The organism is Streptomyces dengpaensis (genome assembly GCF_002946835.1).
GTDB lineage: Bacteria > Actinomycetota > Actinomycetes > Streptomycetales > Streptomycetaceae > Streptomyces > Streptomyces dengpaensis.
Genome location: NZ_CP026652.1, coordinates 7,226,690 through 7,251,387, shown reverse-complemented (window position 1 = coordinate 7,251,387; position 24,698 = coordinate 7,226,690). Strand labels below are relative to the sequence as shown.

Annotated in this window: 20 protein-coding genes; 1 reads left to right on the top strand and 19 read right to left on the bottom strand. The window is 70.2% G+C overall.

The features are described from left to right. Positions 1–41: 41 nt before the first annotated feature. From carB to pyrR, 6 genes are all read right to left on the bottom strand, one after another. Positions 42–3,350: a carbamoyl-phosphate synthase large subunit gene (gene carB / locus C4B68_RS33490; protein WP_099500254.1), complete on the bottom strand. Its 3,309-nt coding sequence runs from the start codon at positions 3,348–3,350 to the stop codon at positions 42–44. Beyond that, complete coding sequence (gene carA, locus C4B68_RS33485; protein WP_099500253.1) at positions 3,343–4,485, bottom strand: glutamine-hydrolyzing carbamoyl-phosphate synthase small subunit; 1,143 nt, start codon at positions 4,483–4,485, stop codon at positions 3,343–3,345. Before carA ends, carB begins: the two co-directional genes overlap by 8 nt. Next, positions 4,482–5,105: a PH-like domain-containing protein gene (locus tag C4B68_RS33480; protein ID WP_099500252.1), complete on the bottom strand. Its 624-nt coding sequence runs from the start codon at positions 5,103–5,105 to the stop codon at positions 4,482–4,484. Before C4B68_RS33480 ends, carA begins: the two co-directional genes overlap by 4 nt. Then, positions 5,102–6,388 (bottom strand): dihydroorotase, encoded by a 1,287-nt coding sequence (locus C4B68_RS33475; protein WP_099500251.1) that lies wholly within the window; start codon positions 6,386–6,388, stop codon positions 5,102–5,104. Before C4B68_RS33475 ends, C4B68_RS33480 begins: the two co-directional genes overlap by 4 nt. A 4-nt stretch (positions 6,389–6,392) precedes the next feature. Further along, positions 6,393–7,427 (bottom strand): aspartate carbamoyltransferase catalytic subunit, encoded by a 1,035-nt coding sequence (locus tag C4B68_RS33470; protein ID WP_099500250.1) that lies wholly within the window; start codon positions 7,425–7,427, stop codon positions 6,393–6,395. A 153-nt stretch (positions 7,428–7,580) separates the two neighbouring features. Next, positions 7,581–8,168: a bifunctional pyr operon transcriptional regulator/uracil phosphoribosyltransferase PyrR gene (gene pyrR / locus C4B68_RS33465; RefSeq protein WP_099500249.1), complete on the bottom strand. Its 588-nt coding sequence runs from the start codon at positions 8,166–8,168 to the stop codon at positions 7,581–7,583. A 252-nt stretch (positions 8,169–8,420) separates the two neighbouring features. On the opposite strand from pyrR, the gene bldD reads away from it, so the two are divergent. Beyond that, positions 8,421–8,921 carry a transcriptional regulator BldD gene (gene bldD, locus C4B68_RS33460; RefSeq protein ID WP_099500248.1) on the top strand — a complete coding sequence of 167 codons (501 nt, stop codon included), beginning with the start codon at positions 8,421–8,423 and terminating at the stop codon, positions 8,919–8,921. Positions 8,922–9,117: 196 nt separating this feature from the next. On the opposite strand, the gene nusB is transcribed toward bldD, so the two are convergent. From nusB to C4B68_RS33390, 13 genes are all read right to left on the bottom strand, one after another. Continuing rightward, positions 9,118–9,552: a transcription antitermination factor NusB gene (gene nusB, locus C4B68_RS33455; protein WP_099500247.1), complete on the bottom strand. Its 435-nt coding sequence runs from the start codon at positions 9,550–9,552 to the stop codon at positions 9,118–9,120. Between the two features lie 2 nt (positions 9,553–9,554). Further along, a complete protein-coding gene (gene efp / locus C4B68_RS33450; protein WP_037742222.1) occupies positions 9,555–10,121 on the bottom strand; it encodes an elongation factor P in 567 nt (188 codons plus the stop codon). 58 nt (positions 10,122–10,179) lie between these two features. Then, positions 10,180–11,286, bottom strand: coding sequence for an aminopeptidase P family protein (locus C4B68_RS33445; protein ID WP_099500246.1), 1,107 nt, complete (start codon positions 11,284–11,286; stop codon positions 10,180–10,182). A gap of 81 nt (positions 11,287–11,367) precedes the next feature. After that, a complete protein-coding gene (locus C4B68_RS33440) occupies positions 11,368–12,249 on the bottom strand; it encodes a Pro-rich N-terminal domain-containing protein (protein ID WP_099500245.1) in 882 nt (293 codons plus the stop codon). Positions 12,250–12,568: 319 nt separating this feature from the next. Continuing rightward, positions 12,569–14,269, bottom strand: coding sequence for a 3-dehydroquinate synthase (gene aroB / locus C4B68_RS33435; protein WP_099500244.1), 1,701 nt, complete (start codon positions 14,267–14,269; stop codon positions 12,569–12,571). Beyond that, positions 14,266–15,450: a chorismate synthase gene (gene aroC, locus C4B68_RS33430; protein WP_099500243.1), complete on the bottom strand. Its 1,185-nt coding sequence runs from the start codon at positions 15,448–15,450 to the stop codon at positions 14,266–14,268. Before aroC ends, aroB begins: the two co-directional genes overlap by 4 nt. 182 nt (positions 15,451–15,632) lie before the next feature. Next, positions 15,633–16,091 (bottom strand): (2Fe-2S)-binding protein, encoded by a 459-nt coding sequence (locus C4B68_RS33425; RefSeq protein WP_099500242.1) that lies wholly within the window; start codon positions 16,089–16,091, stop codon positions 15,633–15,635. 71 nt (positions 16,092–16,162) lie between these two features. Further along, positions 16,163–18,370, bottom strand: coding sequence for a xanthine dehydrogenase family protein molybdopterin-binding subunit (locus tag C4B68_RS33420; RefSeq protein WP_099500467.1), 2,208 nt, complete (start codon positions 18,368–18,370; stop codon positions 16,163–16,165). A gap of 167 nt (positions 18,371–18,537) precedes the next feature. Then, positions 18,538–19,377 (bottom strand): shikimate dehydrogenase, encoded by an 840-nt coding sequence (locus tag C4B68_RS33415; RefSeq protein ID WP_099500241.1) that lies wholly within the window; start codon positions 19,375–19,377, stop codon positions 18,538–18,540. Then, positions 19,358–21,091, bottom strand: coding sequence for an endolytic transglycosylase MltG (gene mltG / locus C4B68_RS33410; RefSeq protein WP_099500240.1), 1,734 nt, complete (start codon positions 21,089–21,091; stop codon positions 19,358–19,360). Before mltG ends, C4B68_RS33415 begins: the two co-directional genes overlap by 20 nt. A gap of 123 nt (positions 21,092–21,214) precedes the next feature. Further along, positions 21,215–21,679, bottom strand: coding sequence for a Holliday junction resolvase RuvX (gene ruvX / locus C4B68_RS33400; RefSeq protein ID WP_099500238.1), 465 nt, complete (start codon positions 21,677–21,679; stop codon positions 21,215–21,217). Positions 21,680–21,692: 13 nt separating this feature from the next. Then, on the bottom strand, positions 21,693–24,365 hold the full coding sequence (alaS, locus tag C4B68_RS33395; protein WP_099500237.1) for an alanine--tRNA ligase: 2,673 nt from the start codon (positions 24,363–24,365) through the stop codon (positions 21,693–21,695). Next, positions 24,365–24,697: a DUF6167 family protein gene (locus C4B68_RS33390; protein WP_099500236.1), complete on the bottom strand. Its 333-nt coding sequence runs from the start codon at positions 24,695–24,697 to the stop codon at positions 24,365–24,367. The genes alaS and C4B68_RS33390 overlap by 1 nt, the downstream gene beginning before the upstream one ends. Between the last annotated feature and the right edge of the window lies 1 nt (position 24,698).

Genomic DNA, 24,698 nt, shown 5'->3' with positions numbered 1-24,698 from the left:
TGAAGAGGGGGACACCGTTTCCGGTGTCCCCCTCAGGGCTGCTAGTCGCGGGCCGCGGTCAGATGCTCGGCGTGTTCCTGGAGTGAACGCACCCCCACGTCACCGCGGTTGAGCGCGTCGATGCCCTGGACGGCGGCGGCGAGCGCCTGAACCGTCGTCAGACACGGGACGGACCGCGCCACGGCGGCCGTACGGATGTCGTAGCCGTCGAGGCGGCCACCGGTGCCGTACGGCGTGTTGACGATGAGGTCGACCTGGCCGTCGTGGATGAGCTGGACGATGGTCTTCTCGCCGTTCGGGCCCTCGCCCTCGCTCTGCTTGCGCACGACCGTGGCGTTGATGCCGTTGCGCTTGAGCACCTCGGCCGTGCCGGACGTGGCGAGCAACTCGAAGCCGTGGGCGACGAGTTCACGCGCCGGGAAGATCATCGAGCGCTTGTCGCGGTTGGCGACGGAGATGAAGGCGCGGCCCTTGGTCGGCAGCGGACCGTACGCGCCCGCCTGCGACTTGGCGTACGCCGTCCCGAACACCGAGTCGATGCCCATGACTTCACCGGTGGAGCGCATCTCCGGGCCGAGCACCGTGTCGACGCCGCGCCCGTGGATGTCGCGGAAACGCGACCACGGCATGACGGCCTCCTTGACGGAGATCGGCGCGTCCAGCGGCAGTTCGCCGCCGTCTCCGGCCGCCGGCAGCAGCCCCTCCGCGCGCAGCTCGGCGATGGTCGCGCCCAGGGAGATCCGGGCGGCGGCCTTGGCGAGCGGCACCGCGGTCGCCTTCGAGGTGAAGGGGACGGTGCGCGAGGCACGCGGGTTGGCTTCGAGGACGTACAGGATGTCCCCGGCCATCGCGAACTGGATGTTGATCAGCCCACGGACGCCGACGCCGCGCGCGATGGCCTCCGTCGAGGCGCGCAGCCGCTTGATGTCGAACCCGCCGAGCGTGATCGGCGGCAGCGCGCACGCCGAGTCGCCGGAGTGGATACCGGCCTCCTCGATGTGCTCCATGACGCCGCCGAGGTACAGCTGCTCGCCGTCGTACAGCGCGTCCACGTCGATCTCGATGGCGTCGTCGAGGAAGCGGTCGACCAGGACCGGCCGGGACGGGCTGATCTCGGTCGACTCGGCGATGTAGGTCTCGAGGCGGGCCTCGTCGTACACGATCTCCATGCCGCGCCCGCCGAGCACGTACGACGGCCGCACCAGAACGGGGTAGCCGATCTCGTCGGCGATGGCCTTGGCCTCGGCGAACGTCGTGGCGGTGCCGTGCTTGGGGGCCGGAAGGCCGGCCTCCGCGAGGACCCGCCCGAAGGCACCGCGGTCCTCGGCGGCGTGGATGGCCTCCGGGGGCGTACCGACGACGGGAACGCCGTTGTCCTTCAGCGCCTGCGACAGACCCAGCGGGGTCTGGCCGCCCAGCTGGACCAGGACACCGGCGATCGGACCGGCCAGCGACTCCGCGTGGACGATCTCCAGCACGTCTTCGAGCGTCAGCGGCTCGAAGTACAGGCGGTCGGAGGTGTCGTAGTCCGTGGAGACGGTCTCGGGGTTGCAGTTGACCATCACGGTCTCGTAACCCGCGTCACTCAGCGCGAAGGAGGCGTGGACACAGGAGTAGTCGAACTCGATGCCCTGGCCGATGCGGTTGGGGCCGGAGCCCAGGATGATCACCGCGGGCTTCTCGCGCGGGGCGACCTCGCTCTCCTCGTCGTACGAGGAGTAGAAGTACGGCGTCCTCGCCGCGAACTCGGCCGCGCAGGTGTCGACCGTCTTGTACACCGGGCGCACGCCCAGCGCGTGCCGCACCTCGCGCACCACGTCCTCGCGCAGCCCGCGGATCTCGGCGATCTGGGCGTCGGAGAAGCCGTGGCGCTTGGCCTCCGCCAGGAGTTCGACATCCAAACGCTCTGCCTCGGCCAGCTCGTCCGCGATCTCCTTGATCAGGAACAGCTGGTCGACGAACCAGGGGTCGATCTTCGTCGCCTCGAAGACCTCCTCGGGCGTGGCACCCGCGCGGATGGCCCGCATGACCGTGTTGATCCGGCCGTCGGTCGGGCGCACGGCCTCGGCCAGCAGCCCGGCCTTGTCGCCGGGGTCGCCCACGAACGTGAACTGCGAGCCCTTCTTCTCCAGCGACCGCAGCGCCTTCTGCAGCGCCTCGGTGAAGTTACGGCCGATCGCCATGGCCTCGCCGACCGACTTCATGGTCGTGGTCAGCGTCGAATCCGCCGACGGGAACTTCTCGAAGGCGAACCGCGGAGCCTTGACCACCACGTAGTCGAGCGTCGGCTCGAAGGACGCCGGGGTCTGCTCGGTGATGTCGTTCGGGATCTCGTCGAGCGTGTAGCCGACGGCCAGCTTGGCCGCGATCTTGGCGATCGGGAAGCCGGTCGCCTTGGAGGCGAGTGCCGACGAACGCGACACGCGCGGGTTCATCTCGATGACGATGACCCGGCCGTCCTCGGGGTCCACCGCGAACTGGATGTTGCAGCCACCCGTGTCGACGCCGACCTCGCGGATGATCGCGATGCCGATGTCGCGCAGGATCTGGTACTCGCGGTCGGTGAGCGTCATCGCGGGCGCGACGGTGATCGAGTCGCCGGTGTGCACGCCCATGGGGTCGAAGTTCTCGATGGAGCAGACGACCACGACGTTGTCGTGCTTGTCGCGCATCAGCTCCAGCTCGTACTCCTTCCAGCCGAGGATGGACTCCTCCAGGAGCACCTCGGTGGTCGGGGAGAGCGTGAGGCCCTGGCCCGCGATCCGGCGTAGCTCGTCCTCGTCGTGCGCGAAGCCGGAACCGGCGCCGCCCATGGTGAAGGACGGGCGGACGACGACGGGGTAGCCGCCGAGCGTCTCGACGCCCTTGAGGACGTCGTCCATCGAGTGGCAGATGACCGAGCGTGCACTCTCGCCATGCCCGATCTTGCTGTGAACCGCGTCGACGACCAGCTTGAACTGATCGCGGTCCTCACCCTTGTGAATCGCCTCGACGTTGGCGCCGATGAGCTCGACGCCGTACTTGGCCAGCACGCCGTTCTCGTCCAGCGAGATCGCCGTGTTGAGCGCCGTCTGACCGCCCAGGGTGGGCAGGAGGGCGTCGGGCCGCTCCTTGGCGATGATCTTCTCGACGAACTCCGGGGTGATCGGCTCGACGTACGTGGCGTCGGCGATCTCCGGGTCGGTCATGATCGTCGCCGGATTGGAGTTCACCAGGATCACACGCAGGCCCTCGGACTTGAGAACCCGGCAGGCCTGCGTGCCGGAGTAGTCGAACTCGGCGGCCTGGCCGATGACGATCGGGCCGGAGCCGATGACCAGGACGGACTGGATATCGGTGCGCTTAGGCACGCTGGCCCTCCATCAAAGATACGAAGCGGTCGAACAGGTAGGCGGCGTCGTGCGGGCCCGCTGCCGCTTCGGGGTGGTACTGGACGCTGAAGGCCGACTGGTCGAGCAGCTGGAGGCCCTCCACCACGTTGTCGTTGAGGCAGACGTGGGAGACCTCGGCGCGGCCGTAGGGGGTGTCGGACACCTGGTCGAGCGGGGCGTCGACGGCGAAGCCGTGGTTGTGCGCGGTGACCTCGACCTTGCCGGTCGTACGGTCCTGCACCGGCTGGTTGATGCCGCGGTGGCCGTACTTCAGCTTGTACGTGCCGAAGCCCAGGGCGCGGCCGAGGATCTGGTTGCCGAAGCAGATGCCGAAGAGCGGCGTCCTACGGGCGAGCACCTCCCGCATGACGGCCACCGGACCGTCGGCGGTGGCCGGATCACCCGGGCCGTTGGAGAAGAACACGCCGTCCGGGTTCACGGCGTACACGTCCTCGGCCGTGGCCGTGGCGGGCAGCACATGCACCTCGATGCCGCGCTCGGCCATGCGGTGCGGGGTCATGCCCTTGATGCCCAGGTCGACGGCGGCGACGGTGAAGCGCTTCTCGCCGATCGCGGGGACGACGTACGGCTCCTTGGTGGCGACCTCGGCGGCGAGGTCCGCGCCCTTCATCTCGGGCGCCTGGCGCACCTCGGCCAGCATGGTGCCCTCGTCGGGCAGCGCGTTGCCGGAGAAGATGCCGACGCGCATGGCGCCGCGCTCACGCAGGTGCCGGGTCAGCGCACGCGTGTCAACGCCGCTGATGCCGACGACGCCCTGGTGCCGCAGCTCCTCGTCCAGCGAACGCCTGGAGCGCCAGTTGGAGGGCACGCGCGCGGGGTCGCGTACGACGTAACCGGCGACCCAGATCCGCTTCGACTCGGGGTCCTCGTCGTTGACGCCGGTGTTGCCGACGTGCGGGGCGGTCATCACGACGACCTGACGGTGGTACGACGGGTCGGTGAGGGTCTCCTGGTAGCCGGTCATGCCGGTGGAGAACACCGCTTCGCCGAACGTCTCCCCCACGGCCCCGTAGGCACGGCCGCGGAACATCCGGCCGTCCTCCAGGACGAGTACGGCGGGAACCTTCGCGGATCCCCTGGTGGAGGTCGTCATCGTGCGCCTTCCGTCTTGATGCTCTTGTTGACCATGCTGTTCAGGGTGTCGGCCCACTCGTTGTGCTCGGCAGCGCGGTCCGAGCGGAAGCCGGAGTCGAGCAGCTTGTCTCCGTGCGCCCACGTGACGACGAGCAGGCCGCCCTCGGTGAGGACCTTGCCCGCGATGCCCTTGTCGAGCCGGGCCTCGCGCAGGGCCTCCAGGGGGATGAAGAAGTCGGCCGCTCCAGGGCGTACGACGTCGAGTCCCGCGTCCGTCAGCGTGAGCTCGACCCGGCTGCGGGTGCCCAGGCCGTGCGCCACGATGCGGTCGAGCCACTGCCCGGCGGTGGTGGACCCGTGGTAGCGGCCCTCCATCGTCAGTTTGGCCTCACCGGGCTCGTCCAGCATTCCAGGCAGCGGCGGCTTGCCGCCTCCGTTGAGGGTGGTGGTGGGCGACGGGCGGGCGGGCAGCTCCGGCAGGTCGCCCTGAAGGGTGCCGCGCCACTTCCAGCCCTCGCGCATCAGCCAGTAGATGAGCACGACGAAGAGGGCGAGGCCGACGAGCCAGCCGATCCGGGCGGCCCAGTCGGTCACTTCCGCCGACTTCTGTTCGGCGGCCAGGGAGATGAGAGGTGTCACGCGAGCTTCCCGTCGACGAGGGTGGCCTTGCCCCGCAGCCAGGTGTGCGTGACCCGGCCCGGCAGCTCACGGCCCTCGTAGGGGGTGTTGCGGCTGCGCGAGGCGAAGCCCGCGGGGTCCACGGCCCCACGGTATGCCGTGTCGACCAGGGTGAGGCTGGCGGGCTCGCCTGCCGAGACGGGACGGCCGTGGCCCTGCGCCTGGCCGATCCGCGCGGGCTTGAAGGACATGCGGTCGGCGACACCGGCCCAGTCGAGCAGCCCCGTCTCGACCATCGTCTGCTGGACGACGGACAGCGCGGTCTCCAGGCCGACCATGCCCATGGCGGCCGCGGCCCACTCGCAGTCCTTGTCCTCGTGCGGGTGCGGGGCGTGGTCGGTGGCGACGATGTCGATCGTGCCGTCGGCGAGCGCCTCGCGCAGGGCCATGACGTCCCGCTCCGTACGAAGCGGCGGATTGACCTTGTAGACCGGGTTGTACGTGCGCACCAGCTCATCGGTGAGGAGGAGGTGGTGCGGGGTGACCTCGGCAGTGACGTCGATGCCGCGGGACTTGGCCCAGCGCACGATCTCGACGCTGCCGGCGGTCGACAGGTGGCAGATGTGCACGCGCGAGCCGACGTGCTCGGCGAGCAGCACATCGCGGGCGATGATCGACTCCTCCGCGACGGCGGGCCAGCCGCCGAGGCCCAGCTCGGCGGAGACGACACCCTCGTTCATCTGCGCGCCCTCGGTGAGGCGGGGCTCCTGCGCGTGCTGCGCGACGACACCGCCGAAGGCCTTCACGTACTCCAGCGCCCTGCGCATGATCACCGCGTCGTCGACGCACTTGCCGTCGTCCGAGAAGACGGTGACGCCGGCCGCGGACTCGTGCATGGCGCCCAGCTCGGCGAGCTTCGTGCCCTCCAGGCCGACGGTGACGGCGCCGATGGGCTGCACATCGCAGTAGCCGTGCTCCTGGCCGAGCCGGTAGACCTGCTCGACCACACCGGCGGTGTCGGCGACGGGGAAGGTGTTGGCCATGGCGAACACGGCGGTGTAACCACCGGAGGCGGCGGCCCGCGTACCGGTCAACACGGTCTCGGAGTCCTCACGACCGGGCTCGCGCAGATGGGTGTGCAGGTCGACGAGGCCCGGCAGCAGCACCTTGCCGTCGGCCTCGACCACCTCGGCGCCGTCGGCGCTGAGGCCGACACCCACCTGCGCGATCGTCTGACCGTCGATCAGAACGTCCTGCGGCTCTCCCCCGAGCACCTTCGCACCACGGATCAGGATCTTGCTCATGGTCTTACTTCTCCTCGTCCGCGGAAATGGTGTGCGCGGAGCGCTCGTTGGAAGGGTGGTGGTGGGAGACGGGTGGGCGGGTGTGGGTGACGGCGGGCTCGTTGCCGCCCAGGAGCAGGTACAGGACGGCCATGCGGATCGAGACGCCGTTGGCGACCTGCTCGACGACGGTGCAGCGGCCGGAGTCGGCGACCTCGGCGGTGATCTCCATACCGCGGACCATCGGGCCGGGGTGCATCACGATGGCGTGCTCGGGCATCTTCGCCATGCGGTCGCCGTCCAGGCCGTAACGCCGCGAGTACTCGCGCTCGGTCGGGAAGAACGCCGCGTTCATCCGCTCGCGCTGGACGCGCAGCATCATCACCGCGTCGGACTTGGAGAGGGTGCTGTCGAGGTCGTACGAGATCTCGCAGGGCCAGGACTCGACGCCGACGGGCACCAGGGTCGGCGGGGCGACGAGGGTGACCTCGGCGCCGAGGGTGTGCAGCAGGTCGACGTTCGAGCGGGCGACCCGGCTGTGCAGGACGTCGCCCACGATCGTGATGCGCTTGCCGGACAGGTCCTGCCCTATCCCGGCGTCCCGGCCGACCAGCCGGCGGCGCATGGTGAAGGCGTCGAGCAGGGCCTGCGTGGGGTGCTGGTGGGTGCCGTCACCGGCGTTGATGACGGCGGCGTCGATCCAGCCGGAGGTGGCGAGCCGGTACGGCGCTCCGGAGGCGCCGTGCCGGATGACGACGGCGTCGACGCCCATGGCTTCGAGGGTCTGGGCGGTGTCCTTCAGGGACTCGCCCTTGGACACCGAGGAACCCTTGGCGGTGAAGTTGATGACGTCCGCGGAGAGGCGCTTCTCGGCGGCCTCGAAGGAGATTCTGGTGCGGGTCGAGTCCTCGAAGAAGAGGTTGACCACGGTGCGGCCGCGCAGGGTCGGCAGCTTCTTGATCGGCCGGTCGGCGACCCGGGCCATCTCCTCGGCGGTGTCGAGGATCAGGACGGCGTCGTCGCGGGTGAGGTCGGCGGCCGAGATGAGATGACGCTGCATCTTTCAGGCTCCGTAAGGCAGTTCAGTTCGGGAGGCGGGGGTCCTGGGGCCCCCGGAAGGCACAGCCGGGCATACCGGTGTACCGGCGTGCGGGGATTGCACTCAGATGCACTCGAGGGGCGTACGGCAGAGGCGTACGCCTTCGAGTGGCTCCTACTCCCCGCCCGGGGAGGTCCGCTTCGCACCGAGCAGCACGGTGTCGCGACCGTCCTCCTCGGCGAGTTGGACCTTGACCGTCTCCCGCAACGACGTGGGGAGGTTCTTGCCGACGTAGTCGGCGCGGATGGGCAGTTCGCGGTGGCCGCGGTCGACGAGGACCGCGAGCTGCACGGCGCGCGGGCGGCCGATGTCGTTCAGCGCGTCGAGCGCCGCGCGGATGGTGCGGCCGGAGAAGAGCACGTCGTCGACGAGGACGACCAGGCGGCCGTCGAGGCCGTCACCGGGGATGTCGGTGCGGGCCAGCGCACGCGGCGGGTGCATGCGCAGGTCGTCGCGGTACATGGTGATGTCGAGGGAGCCGACCGGGATCGTGCGGCCGGTGATCTCTTCGAGCTTGACGGCCAGCCTGCGGGCCAGGAAAACGCCTCGGGTCGGAATGCCGAGGAGCACCACGTCGTCCGCGCCCTTGGCGCGCTCGACGATCTCGTGGGCGATGCGGGTCAGCACCCGGGCGATGTCGGGGGCTTCGAGTACGGGGCGCGCATCGGCCTCGTACTGCCGCTTGTCCTGCTCTGTGTCCATACGAAACGGACCTCCTTCTCCGCCTCACGGGACGGATCATTAAAGGACGTCGGATTTGCGCCCTCCACGGTACCAGCCCGGCAACGCCCCTGATCACATGCCCTCGGGCCACCGCCGGTGACCCCACGGAAGGGTCGGTCCGGACCATTCGGCTTGACGGGGGAGAGTAACGCTGCGTAACCTCACAGTGAGTCACCAGAGTCACCAGCCGCGCGGCGGAGCCGCACGTTGATACAGCGTCCGGGGAGCTATATGTCCAGCGAATACGCCAAACAGCTCGGGGCCAAGCTCCGGGCGATCCGCACCCAGCAGGGCCTTTCCCTCCACGGCGTCGAGGAGAAGTCCCAGGGACGCTGGAAGGCGGTCGTGGTCGGTTCGTACGAGCGCGGCGACCGCGCCGTCACCGTGCAGCGCCTCGCGGAGCTGGCGGACTTCTACGGGGTTCCCGTGCAGGAACTGCTGCCGGGCACCACTCCCGGCGGGGCCGCCGAGCCGCCGCCGAAGCTGGTCCTGGACCTGGAGCGGCTTGCCCACGTGCCGGCCGAGAAGGCAGGCCCTCTGCAGCGCTACGCGGCGACGATCCAGTCGCAGCGCGGTGACTACAACGGCAAGGTGCTGTCGATCCGCCAGGACGACCTGCGCACCCTCGCCGTCATCTACGACCAGTCGCCCTCGGTCCTCACCGAGCAGCTGATCAGCTGGGGTGTCCTGGACGCGGACGCGCGCCGCGCCGTCACCCACGACGAGAGCTGACCCCTTAGCGCAGCTCAGCAGAAACGTACCGCCGGGGTGGCCGGAACCGTAGCGTTCCGGCCACCCCGGCGGCTTTCTGCGGTCCTCGGGAGCCTCCTGGGTACGGGAACGCCGGAGGGCCCGCAGCAGTCGCGCTGCGGGCCCTCCGGCATTTTTTCGTACGTCGTACGAGCGAGCTTCGTCGGTACGACTACGACTAGGCCTCGTCGCGGCGGAGCGACGGCTTCAGGTCCTTCAGCCGGCCCAGCAGGCCGTTCACGAACGAGGGCGACTCGTCCGTGGAGAACTCCTTGGCCAGCTGCACCGCCTCGTCGAGCACCACGGCGTCGGGGGTCTCGTCGACCCAGATCAGCTCGTAGGCACCGAGACGCAGGATGTTGCGGTCGACGACCGGCATCCTGTCCAGCGTCCAGCCGACGGCGTACTGCGCGATCAGCTCGTCGATCCGGGCAGCCTTCTTGGCGTAGCCCTCGACGAGCTGCATCGTGTACTCGCTCACCGGCGGCTGCCGGGTGTCGGTCCGGGAGTGCCGGATCCAGTCCGCGAGGACCGTCAGAACGTCGGCGCCGCGCTGGTCGCCCTCGAAAAGGATCTGGAAGGCGCGCTTGCGGGCCGTGTTGCGGGCAGCCACGGTTAGCTGTTCACCCGGCCGAGGTAGTCGCTCGTACGGGTGTCGACCTTGATCTTCTCACCGGTGGTGATGAAGAGCGGGACCTGGATCTGGTGACCGGTCTCCAGGGTGGCGGGCTTGGTGCCACCGGTGGAGCGGTCGCCCTGGACGCCCGGCTCGGTCTCCTGCACGACGAGCTCGACGGCGGCGGGCAGCTCGACGAAGAGCACCTCGCCCTCGTGCTGCGCGACGGTGGCGGTGAAGCCTTCGATCAGGAAGTTGGCGGCGTCGCCGACGGCCTTGCGGTCGACCATCAGCTGGTCGTACGTCTCCATGTCCATGAAGACGAAGTACTCGCCGTCCATGTACGAGAACTGCATGTCGCGCTTGTCGACAGTGGCCGTCTCGACCTTGACACCGGCGTTGAACGTCTTGTCGACGACCTTGCCGGAGAGCACGTTCTTGAGCTTGGTGCGCACGAAGGCCGGGCCCTTGCCGGGCTTGACGTGCTGGAACTCGACGACGGACCAGAGCTGGCCGCCTTCGAGCTTGAGCACCAGGCCGTTCTTGAGGTCGTTCGTGGAAGCCACGGTTGCGGAATCTCCTGGACTGACGTGGACGACCCCGGGACACGCGCTCAGCTCCGGGCTAGAGCGCGAGCAGTTCCTTGGTCGTGATGGTGAGTAGCTCGGGTCCGCCGTCCGCCTCGGGGCGTACGACGAGCGTGTCATCGATCCGGACACCGCCCCGGCCCGGGAGGTGGACCCCCGGTTCGACGGTGACCGGCACGCAAGCGTCCAGTTTACCCATGGCTGCGGGGGCGAGCTGCGGGTCCTCGTCGATTTCGAGCCCCACACCGTGCCCGGTCATCGGTGGAAGGCCTTCCGTATGCCCCGCGGAGTCCAGTACCTGGCGGGCCGCGCGGTCCACGTCACGGTAGGCGGCGCCCGGCGTCAGGGACTCCCGTCCGGCGCGCTGGGCGGCGAAGACGAGGTCGTACAGCTCGATCTGCCAGCCGGCGGGCGAGGTGCCGATCACGAACGTACGGCCGATCTCGCAGCGGTAGCCGCGGTAGGTGGCGCCGAGGCAGACGGAGAGGAAATCGCCCTCCTCGACACGCCGGTCGGTGGGCCGGTGGCCGCGCCGCCCCGAGTTCGGGCCGGTGCCGACCGAGGTCGCGAAGGCCGGGCCGTCGGCGCCGTGGTCGACGAGGCGGCGCTCCAGCTCCAGGGCGAGATGGCGTTCCGTCCGGCCGACGAGGATGGATTCGAGGAGCTCACCGAGGGCCTGGTCGGCGATCTCGGCGGCGATCCGCAGACAGGAGATCTCCTCCTCGTCCTTGACCACCCGCAGCTGCTCCACCGCGCCGCCCAGGTCGGCGAGACGCAGCCGCGGCGCCACCGAGCCGATCGCGCGGTGCCGGGTCACGGTCAGATGGTGCTCCTCGACCGCGAGGGACTCGGCGCCCCGGGCCACGGCGACATCGGCGGCGGCGACGGCGGGGTCACCGCCGGCGCGCGGCAGCACCCGGACGGCCACCGCCTCGTCGGGTCGCCCCTCGCCGGCCTCGCCGCTCGGCGGGCTGCCGCACAGCAGCAGATCCTCGCCCCTGCCCAGCAGGAGCACGGCGCCGCGTGGGGCCGCGCCGGCGAGATACCTGACGTTGGCCGGGCGGGTGACGAGCGCCGTCGCGCTGCCGCCCGCAGTACAACGCTCCCGGACCCGCTCTCTGCGGGCCGCGTACACCTCTGCCATGAATCGAGCCTACGAGCGGTGGCCGGATGTCGCCGGTTCAGCGGGGCCGGACGTGTGGGGCGGGGTGTCCTCGCCGGATGTTCACCACTGCGGCGGGCTGGCGATCGACCGGGCGAGTACGTCGTCCAGGACGCGGGCTGTGGCGGGTACGTCGAGCTGGGAGTTGTCGACGATGGGGAGCCCCGAGCCGTACCAGCCGGCCATCCGGCCGTGGATGCGGGCGACTTCCTCGTCGGTGAGGCGGCGGTTTCCGGAGCGCTCGGCGTTGCGCTCCAGGACTATCTCCAGGCCCGGCAGGAGGACGACGGGCAGCAGGCCGGGCCCGACGTGCCGCTTCCAGCCGCCGAGGCCGACGACCGGGCGGTCCGGGAAGACGGCGTCGTCGAGGATGCACGAGATGCCGTTGGCCAGGAAGTTCCGCGCGGCGAAGCCGCAGGTACGGCGGGCCAGGCGGTACTGCGCCTCCGAATGGTCGTTCCACCCCGACTGCGGGTCCGCGAAGCCCGAGCGGACCCATTCGCGTACGTCGTCGAGGCTGATGTGGGCGGTCGGGACCCGGCGGTGGTCCGCCCAGTACTTGGCGACGCTGGTCTTTCCGGCGCCCGCGGGGCCGATGAGCAGCACCGCGAGCGTGGTGGCGGTGGGGTCCGGCGTCCCCGCGGCGGGCGTCGGCGACGGCATGGCCACGGGGCCGCCCGGCGGCAGCTGCACATGCCCGGTCGTGTCCGGCGTGGGCGGTACGGGAGCGTGGTGCGGCTGGTGCGCGGAAGCGTGCTGCGGGGGCACCTGATGCTGCGGGGCCTGGGCGGGAGGCACCCCGGGAGGCACGGGCGCTCCGGCGAAACCCGGGGCGGGTGCGGGCCCCGGGTGCCCGGGGTGCTGTCCGGCCGGGGACCAGCCGGCGGCCGGTCCGTGCCCCGGCTGGTGGGGCGGCGGCAGCGGAGCCCCCACTGCGTGCTGCATCCGGTGCCACTCCGTCTCGTGCAGGCAATTGACGCGGGCGAGCGGAGCCTTGGTCCCGCTCTCCCCCACAGCCTAAAGGGCGTGGTAGGGGCCCCAACCGAACGGTACCTTCCCCGGCCGCCGTTGTGTGAACGGCCGGGGAACGTACGAAGTGCCCGTCGACGGAGGGCAAAACGGCCCAAGCAGGGCCCGTTGGACGTTACGTCCGCGCGTCGCGGGGACGGCCGCGTCCGCGCATCGCGGGGACGGTTACGCCGGCCCGTCGCCGTAGGCCGTCACTCGCCCGCTTCAGGCCGTCACCCGCCCACTTCTCAGGCCGTCACTCGCCCACTTCGCCGTACGCGGCCAAGAGGACGGCCGGGTCGGGGCCTTCGAGCACCGTCGGCTTGGCGAGCCCGTCGAGGACGATGAAGCGCAGCAGGTCGCCGCGAGACTTCTTGTCGACCTTCATGGTCTCCAGGAGCTTGGGCCACTGGTCGTAGCGGTAGCTCAGCGGGAGGCCGACGGACTCCAGGATCGTGCGGTGGCGGTCGGCGGTCGCGTCGTCCAACCGGCCCGCCAGACGGCCGAGTTCGGCGGCGAAGTGCATGCCGACGGCGACGGCCGCGCCGTGCCGCCACTTGTAGCGCTCGTTCTTCTCGATGGCGTGCGCGAGGGTGTGCCCGTAGTTGAGGATCTCGCGCAGCCCGGACTCCTTGAGGTCGCCGGAGACGACCTCGGCCTTGACCTTGATGGAGCGCTCGATCAGCTCGGCGGTGTGCGGGCCCGCGGGGGTGCGCGCCGCCTGCGGGTCGGCCTCGATGAGCTCCAGGATCACCGGGTCGGCGATGAAACCGGCCTTGATGATCTCCGCGAGCCCGGAGACGTAGTCGTTGACCGGGAGCGAGTCCAGCGCGGCCAGGTCGCAGAGCACGCCCGCGGGCGGGTGGAAGGAGCCCACCAGGTTCTTGCCCTCGGCCGTGTTGATGCCGGTCTTGCCGCCGACCGCCGCGTCCACCATGGCGAGCACGGTGGTGGGGATGGCGATCCAGCGGACCCCGCGCAACCAGGTCGCCGCGACGAATCCGGCCAGGTCGGTGGTGGCGCCGCCGCCGACACCGACGATGACGTCGGTGCGGGTGAAGCCGGACTGGCCGAGCGCCTTCCAGCAGTAGGCGGCGACCTCGGCGGTCTTGGCCTCCTCCGCGTTCGGCACCTGGATGGCGACGGCCTCGAAGCCCTGCCCGGCCAGGTCGGCGCGGAGCGCCTCGCCGGTCTCGGCGAGCGCCTCGGGGTGGATGACCGCGACCCTTTGGGTGTTACTGCGGCGCGAAGCGCCTCCGTTGAGGGTGGTGGTGGGCGACGGGTGGGACTTGTCGCCGATCAACCCGCCCAGCTCGCCGAGGAGTTGACGGCCGACCAGGACCTCGTAGGGGTCGGTGCCCGCCGTGCCGCCGACCTGGATCCTTGTTACCGGCGCTGCCATGACATCCTCCTGCCGGGGGTCCGGGGGTTGTCCCCCGGGAATTGCAGTCTTCAACTCCACTGCGTCGAGGACCGCTTGGGCGACCTCTTCGGGGTTGCGGCCGTCGGTGGGGACGACCGCGCCGGCGACTTCGGTGTACAGGTGACGCCGCGCCTCCATCAGGTCGCGCCACTGCCGGCGCGGATTGACGGCGAGCAGCGGCCGGGCGACGTTGAGGCCGGTGCGCTTGACGGCCTCCTCGACGTCCATCGAGAGGTAGACGACCCGGTGCCCGGCGAGCAGCGCGCGGGTGTCCTCGTCGAGGATCGCGCCACCGCCGAGCGCCAGGACGCCGTCGTGCCCGGCGAGCGCCTTGCGCACGGCCCGCTTCTCGATCGCACGGAAGGCCGGCTCGCCCTCGTCGACGAAGATGTCGGCGATGGTGCGGCCCTGTTCGGCCACGATGTCGTCGTCCGTGTCCCGGAAGACGCAGCCGAGCCGCTCCGCGACCAGCGCGCCCACGGTGGACTTGCCGACCCCCATCGGACCGACGAGGACGAGCAGCGGAGCGGTCACCGGACCACCAGGTTCTCGAGGTAGCTCTGCACGTTGCGACGGGTCTCGGCGACGCTGTCGCCGCCGAACTTCTCCGCCACCGCGTCCGCCAGGACGAGGGCGACCATGGCCTCGGCGACGATGCCCGCGGCCGGGACCGCGCAGACGTCGGAGCGCTGGTGGTGGGCCTTGGCGGCCTCGCCGGTGGCGACGTCGATGGTGGCCAGCGCGCGCGGCACGGTCGCGATCGGCTTCATCGCGGCGCGGACGCGCAGCAGCTCACCGGTGGTCAGACCGCCCTCGGTGCCGCCGGAGCGGCCGGAGGAGCGCCGGATGCCGTCCTCGGTGGTGACAATCTCGTCGTGCGCCTGGGAGCCCGGCACCCGCGCCAGCTCGAAGCCGTCGCCGACCTCGACACCCTTGATGGCCTGGATGCCCATGAGCGCGGCCGCGAGCCGGGCGTCGAGGCGCCGGTCCCAGTGCACGTGCGAGCCGAGGCCCACCGGCACGCCGTACGCCAGCACCTCGACGACGCCGCCGAGGGTGTCGCCGTCCTTGTGGGCCTGGTCGATCTCCGCGACCATCGCCTTCGACGCGTCGGCGTCGAGGCAGCGCACGGGGTCGGCGTCGAGCTTCTCGACGTCGGAGGGCGTGGGGTAGACGCCGTACGGCGCCTTCGCCGCGGCCAGCTCGACGACGTGCGAGACGATCTCGATCCCGGCCGTCTCCTTCAGATACGAACGGGCCACCGCGCCCAGGGCCACGCGGGCGGCGGTCTCGCGCGCGGAGGCGCGCTCCAGGATCGGCCGGGCCTCGTCGAAGCCGTACTTCTGCATGCCGGCGAGGTCGGCGTGGCCGGGCCGGGGCCGGGTCAGCGGGGCGTTGCGGGCCAGGTCGGCGAGGATCTCCGGGTCGACCGGGTCGGCCGCCATGACCTGCTCCCACTTGGGCCACTCGGTGTTGCCGACCATGACGGCCACCGGCGAGCCGAGGGTGAGGCCGTGGCGTACGCCGCCCAGGAAGGTGACCTCGTCGCGCTCGAATTTCATCCGGGCACCGCGTCCATAGCCCAGGCGCCGCCGGGCAAGGTGGTCCGCCACCGTCTCCGTGGTGATCGGCACGCCGGCGGGAAGGCCCTCCAGCGTCGCGACAAGTGCGGGACCGTGGGACTCCCCCGCGGTCAGCCAGCGCAACCTGCTCAACGGTGCTCCTCATGCTCGCGCCCTGGTACTGCTGCTGCGTATGCGCGTCCTCGCGTACGCAGGCGGCGCGGCCGGGTGCGCGGCCCTGGCCCGCCACCTCCGATCCTCCCACGTCCCGGCCCGGGAACCGGCCGCAGGTCCATCAGGCGGACGGACGCCGCCGGGCACCACGGCCCCCGGTATCACCCCATCCGCGCAGCCGCGCTCTTGATCGCCTCGCGGATGCGGAAGTACGTGCCGCAGCGGCAGACGTTCGCGATCTCGTCGATGTCGGCGTCCGTGGGGTTCTTCGTGCGCTTGAGCAGGGCGACGGCCGCCATGATCTGTCCGGGCTGGCAGTAGCCGCATTGGGCAACGTCCTGCTCCAGCCAGGCCTCCTGCACCGGGTGCAGCCGGTCGCCGTCCGCGAGCCCCTCGATGGTGGTGACCTCGCGCCCCGCGGCCTCGGCGACCGGCACCACGCAGGGGCGTACGGCCTCGCCGTCGAGGTGGCTGGTGCAGGCCTTGCAGACGTCGACGCCGCAGCCGTACTTGGGACCGCGGACGCCGAGCAGATCGCGCAGCGCCCAGAGCAGGGGCAGGTCGTCGGGGGCGTCGACGGTGACGGTCTTCCCGTTGACGGTGAAAGTGTGGGAGGGCATGGAGGCTCCTGCTCCTGAGGCGAAGGGGCGGCGAGAAGTCGCGCGGCGTCAGCGCGCGGCCGGCGCCGAGGTCAGCGTGGGAAGGGGGTGAAGTCGACGTCGAAGTTCACGGGGAAGCTGCGCGGCCTGGTGCCGGTGGCCCGCGCGTACGCGTTGGCGATCGCGCCCACGGCCGCCGGAACGCCGAGCTCACCCGCGCCGCCGGGCTCGTGGTCCGTCGGCAGGACGAAGATCCGTACGTCCCTCGGGGAGTCCTTCTGGCGCGCGTAGTGGAACTGCGAGTAGCTGCCTTCCAGCGGGAGTCCCTTGTCGATGTGGAGCCCGGCACGGAGCGTGGTGGAGATCGCGTCCGTGAGTCCGCCGAGCAGCTGTGCCTCCAGGCCGCGCGGATTGACCGGCCGCCCCACGTCCGCCGCGATGACCGCCTTCGTGACCCGCGGCCTCTTGGGATCGGTGGCGTCGATCTCCACCAGGCAGGCGGTGCAGGACATGTACTCCTCGTGGAAGCCGACACCCTGGGCCCACCCGGCGGGCATGGTGCGGCCCCAGTCCCCCTCCTGCGCGACCTTGTCCAGGACAGCCCGCTGCCGTTCGTTCTTGAGGAAGGAGCGCCGGAAGGAGACGGGATCCCGGCGAAGCGCCGCCGCCAGCTCATCCACGACGATCTCCTCCGCGCCCCGCGTGTTCGCCGAGTACACCGAACGCCATGACCCGGTGTGCATCTTCAGCGGCACCTCGGTGAGCGCCTGGGTGGTGACACCGAAGTTGTACGGGGACTTCACCGTGGTCAGGAACAGGGTCTGCGCGAAGGTCGCGTTGCCAAGGCCGGTGGGCAGCGAGGCCGCTGCGGCGGTGATCGCGTCGCCGAGACCGTGGCGGAAGTCGGTCTCCACCGCGGCCACCTGGTGGACGAAGGTGAGCACCTGGCCGAGCGCGTAGGTGGCGCGGATCCGGTGATGGGTCGCGGGCCGCATCCGGCCGTGCCGCATGTCGTCGATCCGCGACCACATCAGCCGCACCGGGCGGCCGCTCTTCTTGGACACGACGGCCGCCTCCAGAGCGGCGTCGTAGAACAGCCGGCGCCCGAAGGAGCCGCCCGACTGCACGACATGGACCTTGACCTTGCCCACCGGCAGTCCCACGGCCGCCGCGATGGCCGCCTGGGCGGCGATCGGCGACTTCATGCCCGACCAGATCTCGGCCCCGTCGGCGCGTACGTCGGCCACGGCGGAGTTGGTCTCCATCGGCGCATGGCTCGCGAACGCGAAGTCGAACTCGGCGTCCACCTTGCTGACCAGCAGCCCCAGCGGATCCAGCGACGGCGTCGCCGCCTTGAGTTTCGCTCGGATCTCGTCGTCCGACAGTGTGTCGACCGTGCCGCCGCCCCAGGTGACGTCGAGGGCCTCCTTGGCGTCCAGGGCCTGGCCGAAGGTATCGGCGACCACGGCGACGCCGGTGTCGATGGCGACCACGTCGAGGACGCCGGGCATCGCCCGTACGACGGTCTCGTTGTTGACCGCCTTCACGGTGCCGTTGATGGTCGGCGGGCGCCGCACCATGCAGGGCTTGGCACCGGGGACATCGAGGTCGAGCGTGTACGCCTGTCGGCCGGTGACCAGCGCCCGGGCGTCGATGCGGGAGGTGGGGGTGCCGACGAGGGTGTGCTCGGACTCCTTCTTGGGCGTGACGAGCAGCGAGCCCAGGTCGTGGGAGGCGGCCGCCGCCGAGAGCGTGCCGTAGGAGGCGGTGCGGCCGTCCGGCGCGGTCACTACGCCTTGACGAACCGTCACATCACCTGCGTTCAGGCCCCATTGCTTCGCCGCCGCGCCGACCATCCGGGCCCGGGCCGCCGCCGCCGTGTGCCGCACGGGGTCGTACAGCGACCGGATGGAGTTGGAGCTGCCGGTCAGCTGGTTGAACAGCAACTCGGGCCGGGCATCCTCCAGTTGGACACGTACGCGGTCGAGCGGGACGTCCAACTCCTCGGCCACCAGCATCGCGACCGCCGTGGTCAGGCCCTGCCCGACCTCCTCGCGCGGCAGCCGGAAGTGGACGACACCGTCCTCGTCCACGCTCAGCACGAGCATGCCCGCGGTGGGCTGGCCCGCCAGGATCAGCAGATCACCGAGGTCGACCAGATCGGCCGGTGCCGGCGGGGTGGGTATCGCCGCCTCAGCGGTGCCGGGAGCGTAGCCGTCGAGACCTATCCGCGTCGCAACGGCCAAGGTGGGCGCGGCCACCAGGTACGTGAGAAATCTGCGCCGGGCGTGTCCAGTCATGGGGACTCCGTTCACACGCCCGTCGCCGTCGCCGGGCCGCCCGGAGATCATTACCGGAGGCATCCCCCATCTTCAAGAGAGCGTGCGGGATCCGACCACGGACAGCACGTCACCTTTACGTTCCCCGGATTTACATTCCCCGGAGCACTGGCGCGATGACGCCCGATTCAGCGTGCCGCGAGCGCGTGCTCGCCCGCACTCCGCATGGCGTCGAGCGGCGCGGGCGAACGCCCCGTCATCTGCTCGACCTGGAGCACCGCCTGATGCACCAGCAGATCGAGTCCGCCGACCACGGCGCCGCCGTACCCGGACCAGCGCGCCGCCAGGTTGGTCGGCCACGGGTCGTACAGCACGTCGAAGAGGGTCGCGGGCCGCTCCGGTACGGCCGCGGCGAGCGCGTCCGTGGTGCCGGCCGGGGTCGTGGCGATCACGAGCGGCGCCCGCAGCGCCTGCGCGGCATCCGCCCAGTCGGCCGTCCGCACCTCGATGCGGAGCCGCTCGCCCCACTGCCGCATCTCGGCGGCGCGCGCCGCGCTGCGGACGTACGCGACGACCTCACCGGTGCAGATCCGCGCGAGCGCGGCGAGCGCGGAGGACGCGGTGGCGCCGGCGCCGAGGACGGCGGCGGAGTCCACCGCCTCGATCCCCCGCTCGCGCAGGGCGGCGACCATCCCGGGGACGTCCGTGTTGTCGCCGACGCGTCGGCCGTCCTCGGTGAAGACCACCGTGTTGACCGCCTCGACGGAGGCCGCCGTCTCGGTGATCTCGTCGAGCAGCGGAATCACCGCGCGCTTGAGCGGCATGGTCAAGGACAGCCCAGCCCACTCCGGCCCGAGTTCTCCGAAGAACCCGGGCAGCCCCTCCTCGTCGACCTCGAAACGGTCGTACGACCAGTCGCCGAGGCCGAGTTCCTTGTACGCGGCCCGGTGCAGCACCGGGGAGAGGGAGTGGGCGATGGGGGAACCCAGTACGGCGGCGCGGCGGCCGTCAGTTGCCCGAGTTCGCATTGAATTTGTCCCTGAGCTTCACGAATTCGTCGTACGTCTTGGCGAATTCGGTGTTGGTGTGACCGTCGGTCGCCACGAAGTAGATCCAGCCGTCGTCGGTCGGGTTGAGAGCCGCACTCAACGCCTCATCACCCGGGTTGCCGATCGGTCCGGGCGGCAGACCCTTCTGGGTGTACGTGTTGTACGGGTCCTTATTGCTGTTGATCTCTTGCTCGGTGATGTGGATCTTACTCTGGCCCTTCAAGTAGTTGAAGGTCGAGTCGAACTGGAGCAGCTGGTTGGTCTCGGTGTTGCTGGACTTCAGCCGGTTGTAGACGACCTCGGCCATCTTCCGGAAGTCGTCATGGGTCTTCCCCTCGGCCTGGACGAGACTCGCGACCGTGATGAACTCCAGCGGGTTCTCCAGGTCGAGCTCCTCGGCCTTCTCCTTGAGGTCCATCCCCGCGTACTTCTCCGTGGCCTGCGCCACCATTTGCTTCAGTACGTCCTCGGGCTTCATGCCCTTGGCCGCGGGATAGGCGGCCGGGTAGAGGAATCCTTCCAGCGGATCCTTGATGTCGCTGTTCGTGTTCGCCCAGTCAGGAAGTCCGAGACTCTTGTACTTCTTCTTGGCGACGGCTTGGGTGGTGCCGCTGCGCAGTTGGAGTTTCTTGTCGATCGCCGCGTAGACCTGGGAATTGCGCCGGCCCTCGGCAACGATCACGTTGTTCTGGCTCTTGGGGTCGAGCATCAGCTCGACGGCGCTCGCGGCGGACATCTCCTTGTTCAGCAGATAGGCGCCGGCCTGGATCTTGTCCCCGTCGGGGTTGTTCTTCTGCGCGGACACGAAGGCGTCGACGCTCTTGACGACGCCCCGCGCCTTCAGCTCCTGACCGATCTCGTAGCCGCCCGCACCACCGGGGATCTGGACCATGACAGTCTCACTCGTGCCGTCCCCCGCGTAGTCCGGCGCCGGGCCGAACCGGTCTTGGTAGAACTGGTAGCCGTAGTACCCGACCCCGGCGATCCCGCCGCCGAAGACCAGGACGACCACCAGGCAGGCAACGCCGCTGCGGCCCTTCTTGCCCTTGCCGCCGCCCTGGCCGCGGCGGTCACCGCGGCCACGGCCGCCCTTCGGATCGTCGTCGTCATCGTCGCCATCACCGGCGAAGAAGGCGTGCTCGCCCTGGTCCGGGCCGGGGTCCCAGTCCGTCTCCGGTTCGGGTTCGGCGCGGCGGCGGGCGGGCGGCTCGGGCGGCGGGTAGGCGTCGGCTGTGCCGTAGTGGTCCGGCTGCCCACCGTTGTACTGGCCCGCGTAGGGGTCCGCCGGATCAGCGGCGTACGGGACCTGAGGGTGCGCCCCGGTGTCCCAGCTGCCGTCGTTGTACTGCTGCTGTCCGCCCTGACCGCCGTACTGCTGCTGGGCCTGGCCGTGGTAGTGGTGCTGCGGCTGGTCCGCGTACTGCGGGTGATCCTGAGCCGGGAACTGCTGATACTGCTGCTGGCCCTGGCCGCCGTACTGTTGCTGCTCCTGGCCGTACACGGGCTGCTGCCCGGTGGCCCAGTCGCCGTACTGCTGCTGCTGTTGTTGCTGCGGCTGCTGCGGATACTGCTGCTGCCGGCCGCCGTAGGAGGACTGGCCGTCGGCAGCCTGTCCTCTCCATCCGCCGTCCCCGTACAACGGGTCCTCGGGATGCCACGGTTCGGAGCCTGGGCCCCGGCCATACTCAGTCATCGATCCCCTACGAGCCGCGAGGCGGCGGCTGTCGGCGCTTGTGGCACGGCTCCCGTCCGCCTCTTTGCTGTGCGGCGGCTGTTCGAACGCCGCCGCATCGCGCGGAACGTTACCGTACCGCGATCAGATGACCACTTCGACGCCCTCGCCGGGAGCTTTACCTGACACTCGTTCGGATTCCAGAGCCTGCTGCAAAATGATCACGGCGGCCGCCTGGTCGATGACAGAGCGGCCCTTTTTGGACTTTACGCCGGAGGCGCGCAGGCCCTGGCTGGCCGTCACTGTGGTCATCCTCTCGTCCACGAGCCTCACGGGAACCGGCGCGATGCCGCCCGCGAGCTCCTGGGCGAAGGCGCGGACCTTGACGGCGGCCGGGCCCTCGCCCCCCTTGAGGGAGCGAGGGAGTCCGACGACGACCTCGATCGGCTCGTACTCCTCGACGAGCTGTCTCAACCGGCGGTGGGCGGCCGGGATGTCACGCCCCGGGACCGTCTCCACCGGTGTCGCGAGGATCCCGTCGGGGTCGCACGAGGCGACCCCGATACGGGCGTCCCCGACATCGATCGCGAGGCGGCGTCCTCTGCGCATCTCCACGAAGTCCTTACTTGGCCGTCTCCGCCACGAGGCGTTCGACGGCGTCGACGGCCTCGCCGATGGCGGCCGGGTTCTGGCCGCCGCCCTGGGCGACGTCCGGCTTGCCGCCACCGCCGCCACCGAGGGTCTTGGCGGCCGTACGGACCAGGTCACCGGCCTTGAGGCCGCGCTCGCGGGCGGCGTCGTTGGTGGCGATGACCGTCAGCGGCTTGCCGTTGACCGTGGTGAACAGGGCGACCACGGCGGCCCGGCCGCCCTGGATGCGGCCGCGCACGTCGAGGACCAGCTTGCGCAGGTCGTCGGCGGTGGTGCCGTCCGGGACCTGGCCGGTGACCAGGGCGACGCCCCGCACATCCTTGGCGGACTTGACGAGACCGGCGGCGGCCTGGAGGACCTTTTCCCCGCGGAACTTCTCGATCTCCTTCTCGGCGTCCTTCAGTTTGCCGAGCATGGCGGAGACCTTCTCCGGGAGCTCCTCGGGGCGGCCCTTGATCAGCTCCTGGAGCTGGGCGACGACCGTGTGCTCACGGGCGAGGAAGTTGTACGCGTCGACGCCGACGAGGGCCTCGATGCGCCGTACGCCGGAGCCGATCGACGACTCGCCGAGCAGCTTGACCAGGCCGAGCTGGGCGGTGTTGTGGACGTGCGTACCGCCGCACAGCTCCTTGGAGAAGTCGCCGATGGTGACGACGCGCACGCGCTCGCCGTACTTCTCGCCGAACTCGGCGATGGCGCCCTGCTGCTTGGCCTCGTCGATGCTCATGACCTCGGCCTGGACGTCCAGGTCGCGGGCGAGCACCTCGTTGATCTTCTGCTCGACGTCGGTCATCACGGCCGTCGGAACGGCGGACGGGGAACCGAAGTCGAAGCGGAATCGGCCGGGCTGGTTCTCGGAACCGGCCTGGGCGGCCGTCGGGCCGAGGGCGTCGCGCAGGGCCTGGTGGGTGAGGTGCGTGGCCGAGTGGGCTCGGGCGATGGCCTTGCGGCGGCGGAAGTCGATCGAGGCGTGGGCCTTGGCGCCGACCGTCACCTCGCCGACCTGGACGACGCCCTTGTGGACGTACACGCCCGGGACCGGCTTCTGGCAGTCGCGGACCTCGATGACGGCGCCGGTGTCCAGCTTGATGCGGCCTGTGTCGCCGATCTGGCCGCCGCCCTCGGCGTAGAACGGGGTGCGGTCGAGGACGATCTCGACCTCGTCGCCCTCGGTGGCGGCGGGAGACGACAGACCGTCGACCAGGATGCCGACGATCGTCGACTCGCCCTCGGTCCGGTCGTAGCCGATGAAGTCGGTCTCACCGGCGGCGTCGGCGATCTGCCGGTAGGCGCCGAGGTCGGCGTGGCCGACTTTCTTGGCCAGGGCGTCGGCCTTGGCCTTGTCCCGCTGCTCCTTCATCAGGCGCCGGAAGCCGTCCTCGTCCACGGAAAGGCCCTGTTCGGCGGCCATTTCGAGGGTGAGGTCGATCGGGAAGCCCCAGGTGTCATGGAGCAGGAAGGCCTTGTCGCCGGGCAGGACCTTGCCGCCGGACTCCTTGGTGTCGGTGATGGCCGTGTCGAGGATGTTCGTGCCGGCCTTCAGCGTCTTGAGGAAGGCGGCCTCCTCGGCGAGGGCCACGGTCTCGATGCGCTGCCGGTCGGCGATGAGCTCCGGGTACTGCTGGCCCATCATCTCGATCACGACGTCGATGAGGTCCTTGACGACCGGACCGGTGGCGCCGAGGAGGCGCATGTTGCGGATGGCGCGGCGCATGATGCGGCGCAGCACGTAGCCACGGCCCTCGTTGCCGGGGGTCACACCGTCGCCGATGAGCATCACGGACGTGCGCATGTGGTCGGTGACCACGCGCAGGGAGACGTCGGATTCGTGGGCGGCGCCGTACTCGACGCCCGTCAGCTCGGTGGCCTTCTTGATGACGGCCATGGAGGTGTCGATCTCGTACATGTTCTGCACGTCCTGCAGAATCATGGCGAGTCGCTCGAGGCCGAGACCGGTGTCGATGTTCTTGCTGGGCAGCTCGCCGAGGATGTCGAAGTCCTCCTTCGAGGTGCCCTCGCCGCGCTCGTACTGCATGAAGACCAGGTTCCAGATCTCCACGTACCGCTCGTCGTTGACGGCCGGGCCGCCCTCGACGCCGAACTCGGGGCCGCGGTCGTAGTTGATCTCGGAACACGGGCCGCAGGGGCCGGGGACGCCCATGGACCAGTAGTTGTCCTTCTTGCCGAGGCGCTGGATGCGCTCGGCGGGGACGCCGATCTTTTCGCGCCAGATCTGCTCGGCCTCGTCGTCGTCGAGGTAGACCGTCACCCACAGGCGCTCGGGGTCGAGCCCGTAACCACCCTTGTCCTGGGGCGAGGTGAGCAGCTCCCAGGCGTAGGTGATGGCACCTTCCTTGAAGTAGTCACCGAAGGAGAAGTTGCCGCACATCTGGAAGAACGTGCCGTGCCGGGTGGTCTTGCCGACCTCTTCGATGTCGGGCGTGCGCACGCACTTCTGCACGCTGGTGGCGCGCGAATAGGGCGGCTTGACCTCGCCGAGGAAGTACGGCTTGAAGGGGACCATGCCCGCGGGGACCAGGAGCAGAGTCGGGTCGTCCGCGATGAGCGACGCCGAAGGGACGACGGTGTGACCGCGCTCCTCGAAGAAGCTCAACCAGCGGCGGCGGATTTCAGCCGACTCCATCAGTGGTCCTCATTCCGGTTGTACGAGTACGTCGACCTCTCGACGTACTTGGGGTTGTTGCGGTTCTCGATGGCGGCGACACGCCGCGGGCCAGGCACTTCGGGGTGGTCATTGAGCCCGAGCACCTCGCCGAGTTCGGCCTCCCGCTGGGCCATGCCGTCGCGGACGTCGAGCGCGAAGTCCTTGAGCCGGTGGCCCGCCTCGATCGCCTTGTTCGCGGCCTGCGCCGCGAGGCTTTCGGGGGTCAGCTGCTTGAGCTTGCGGTTGACCTTGGTGGTGGCCCATACTCCCGCGGCTGCGCCGGCGGTGAACCAGAACGTACGGCGGAACATC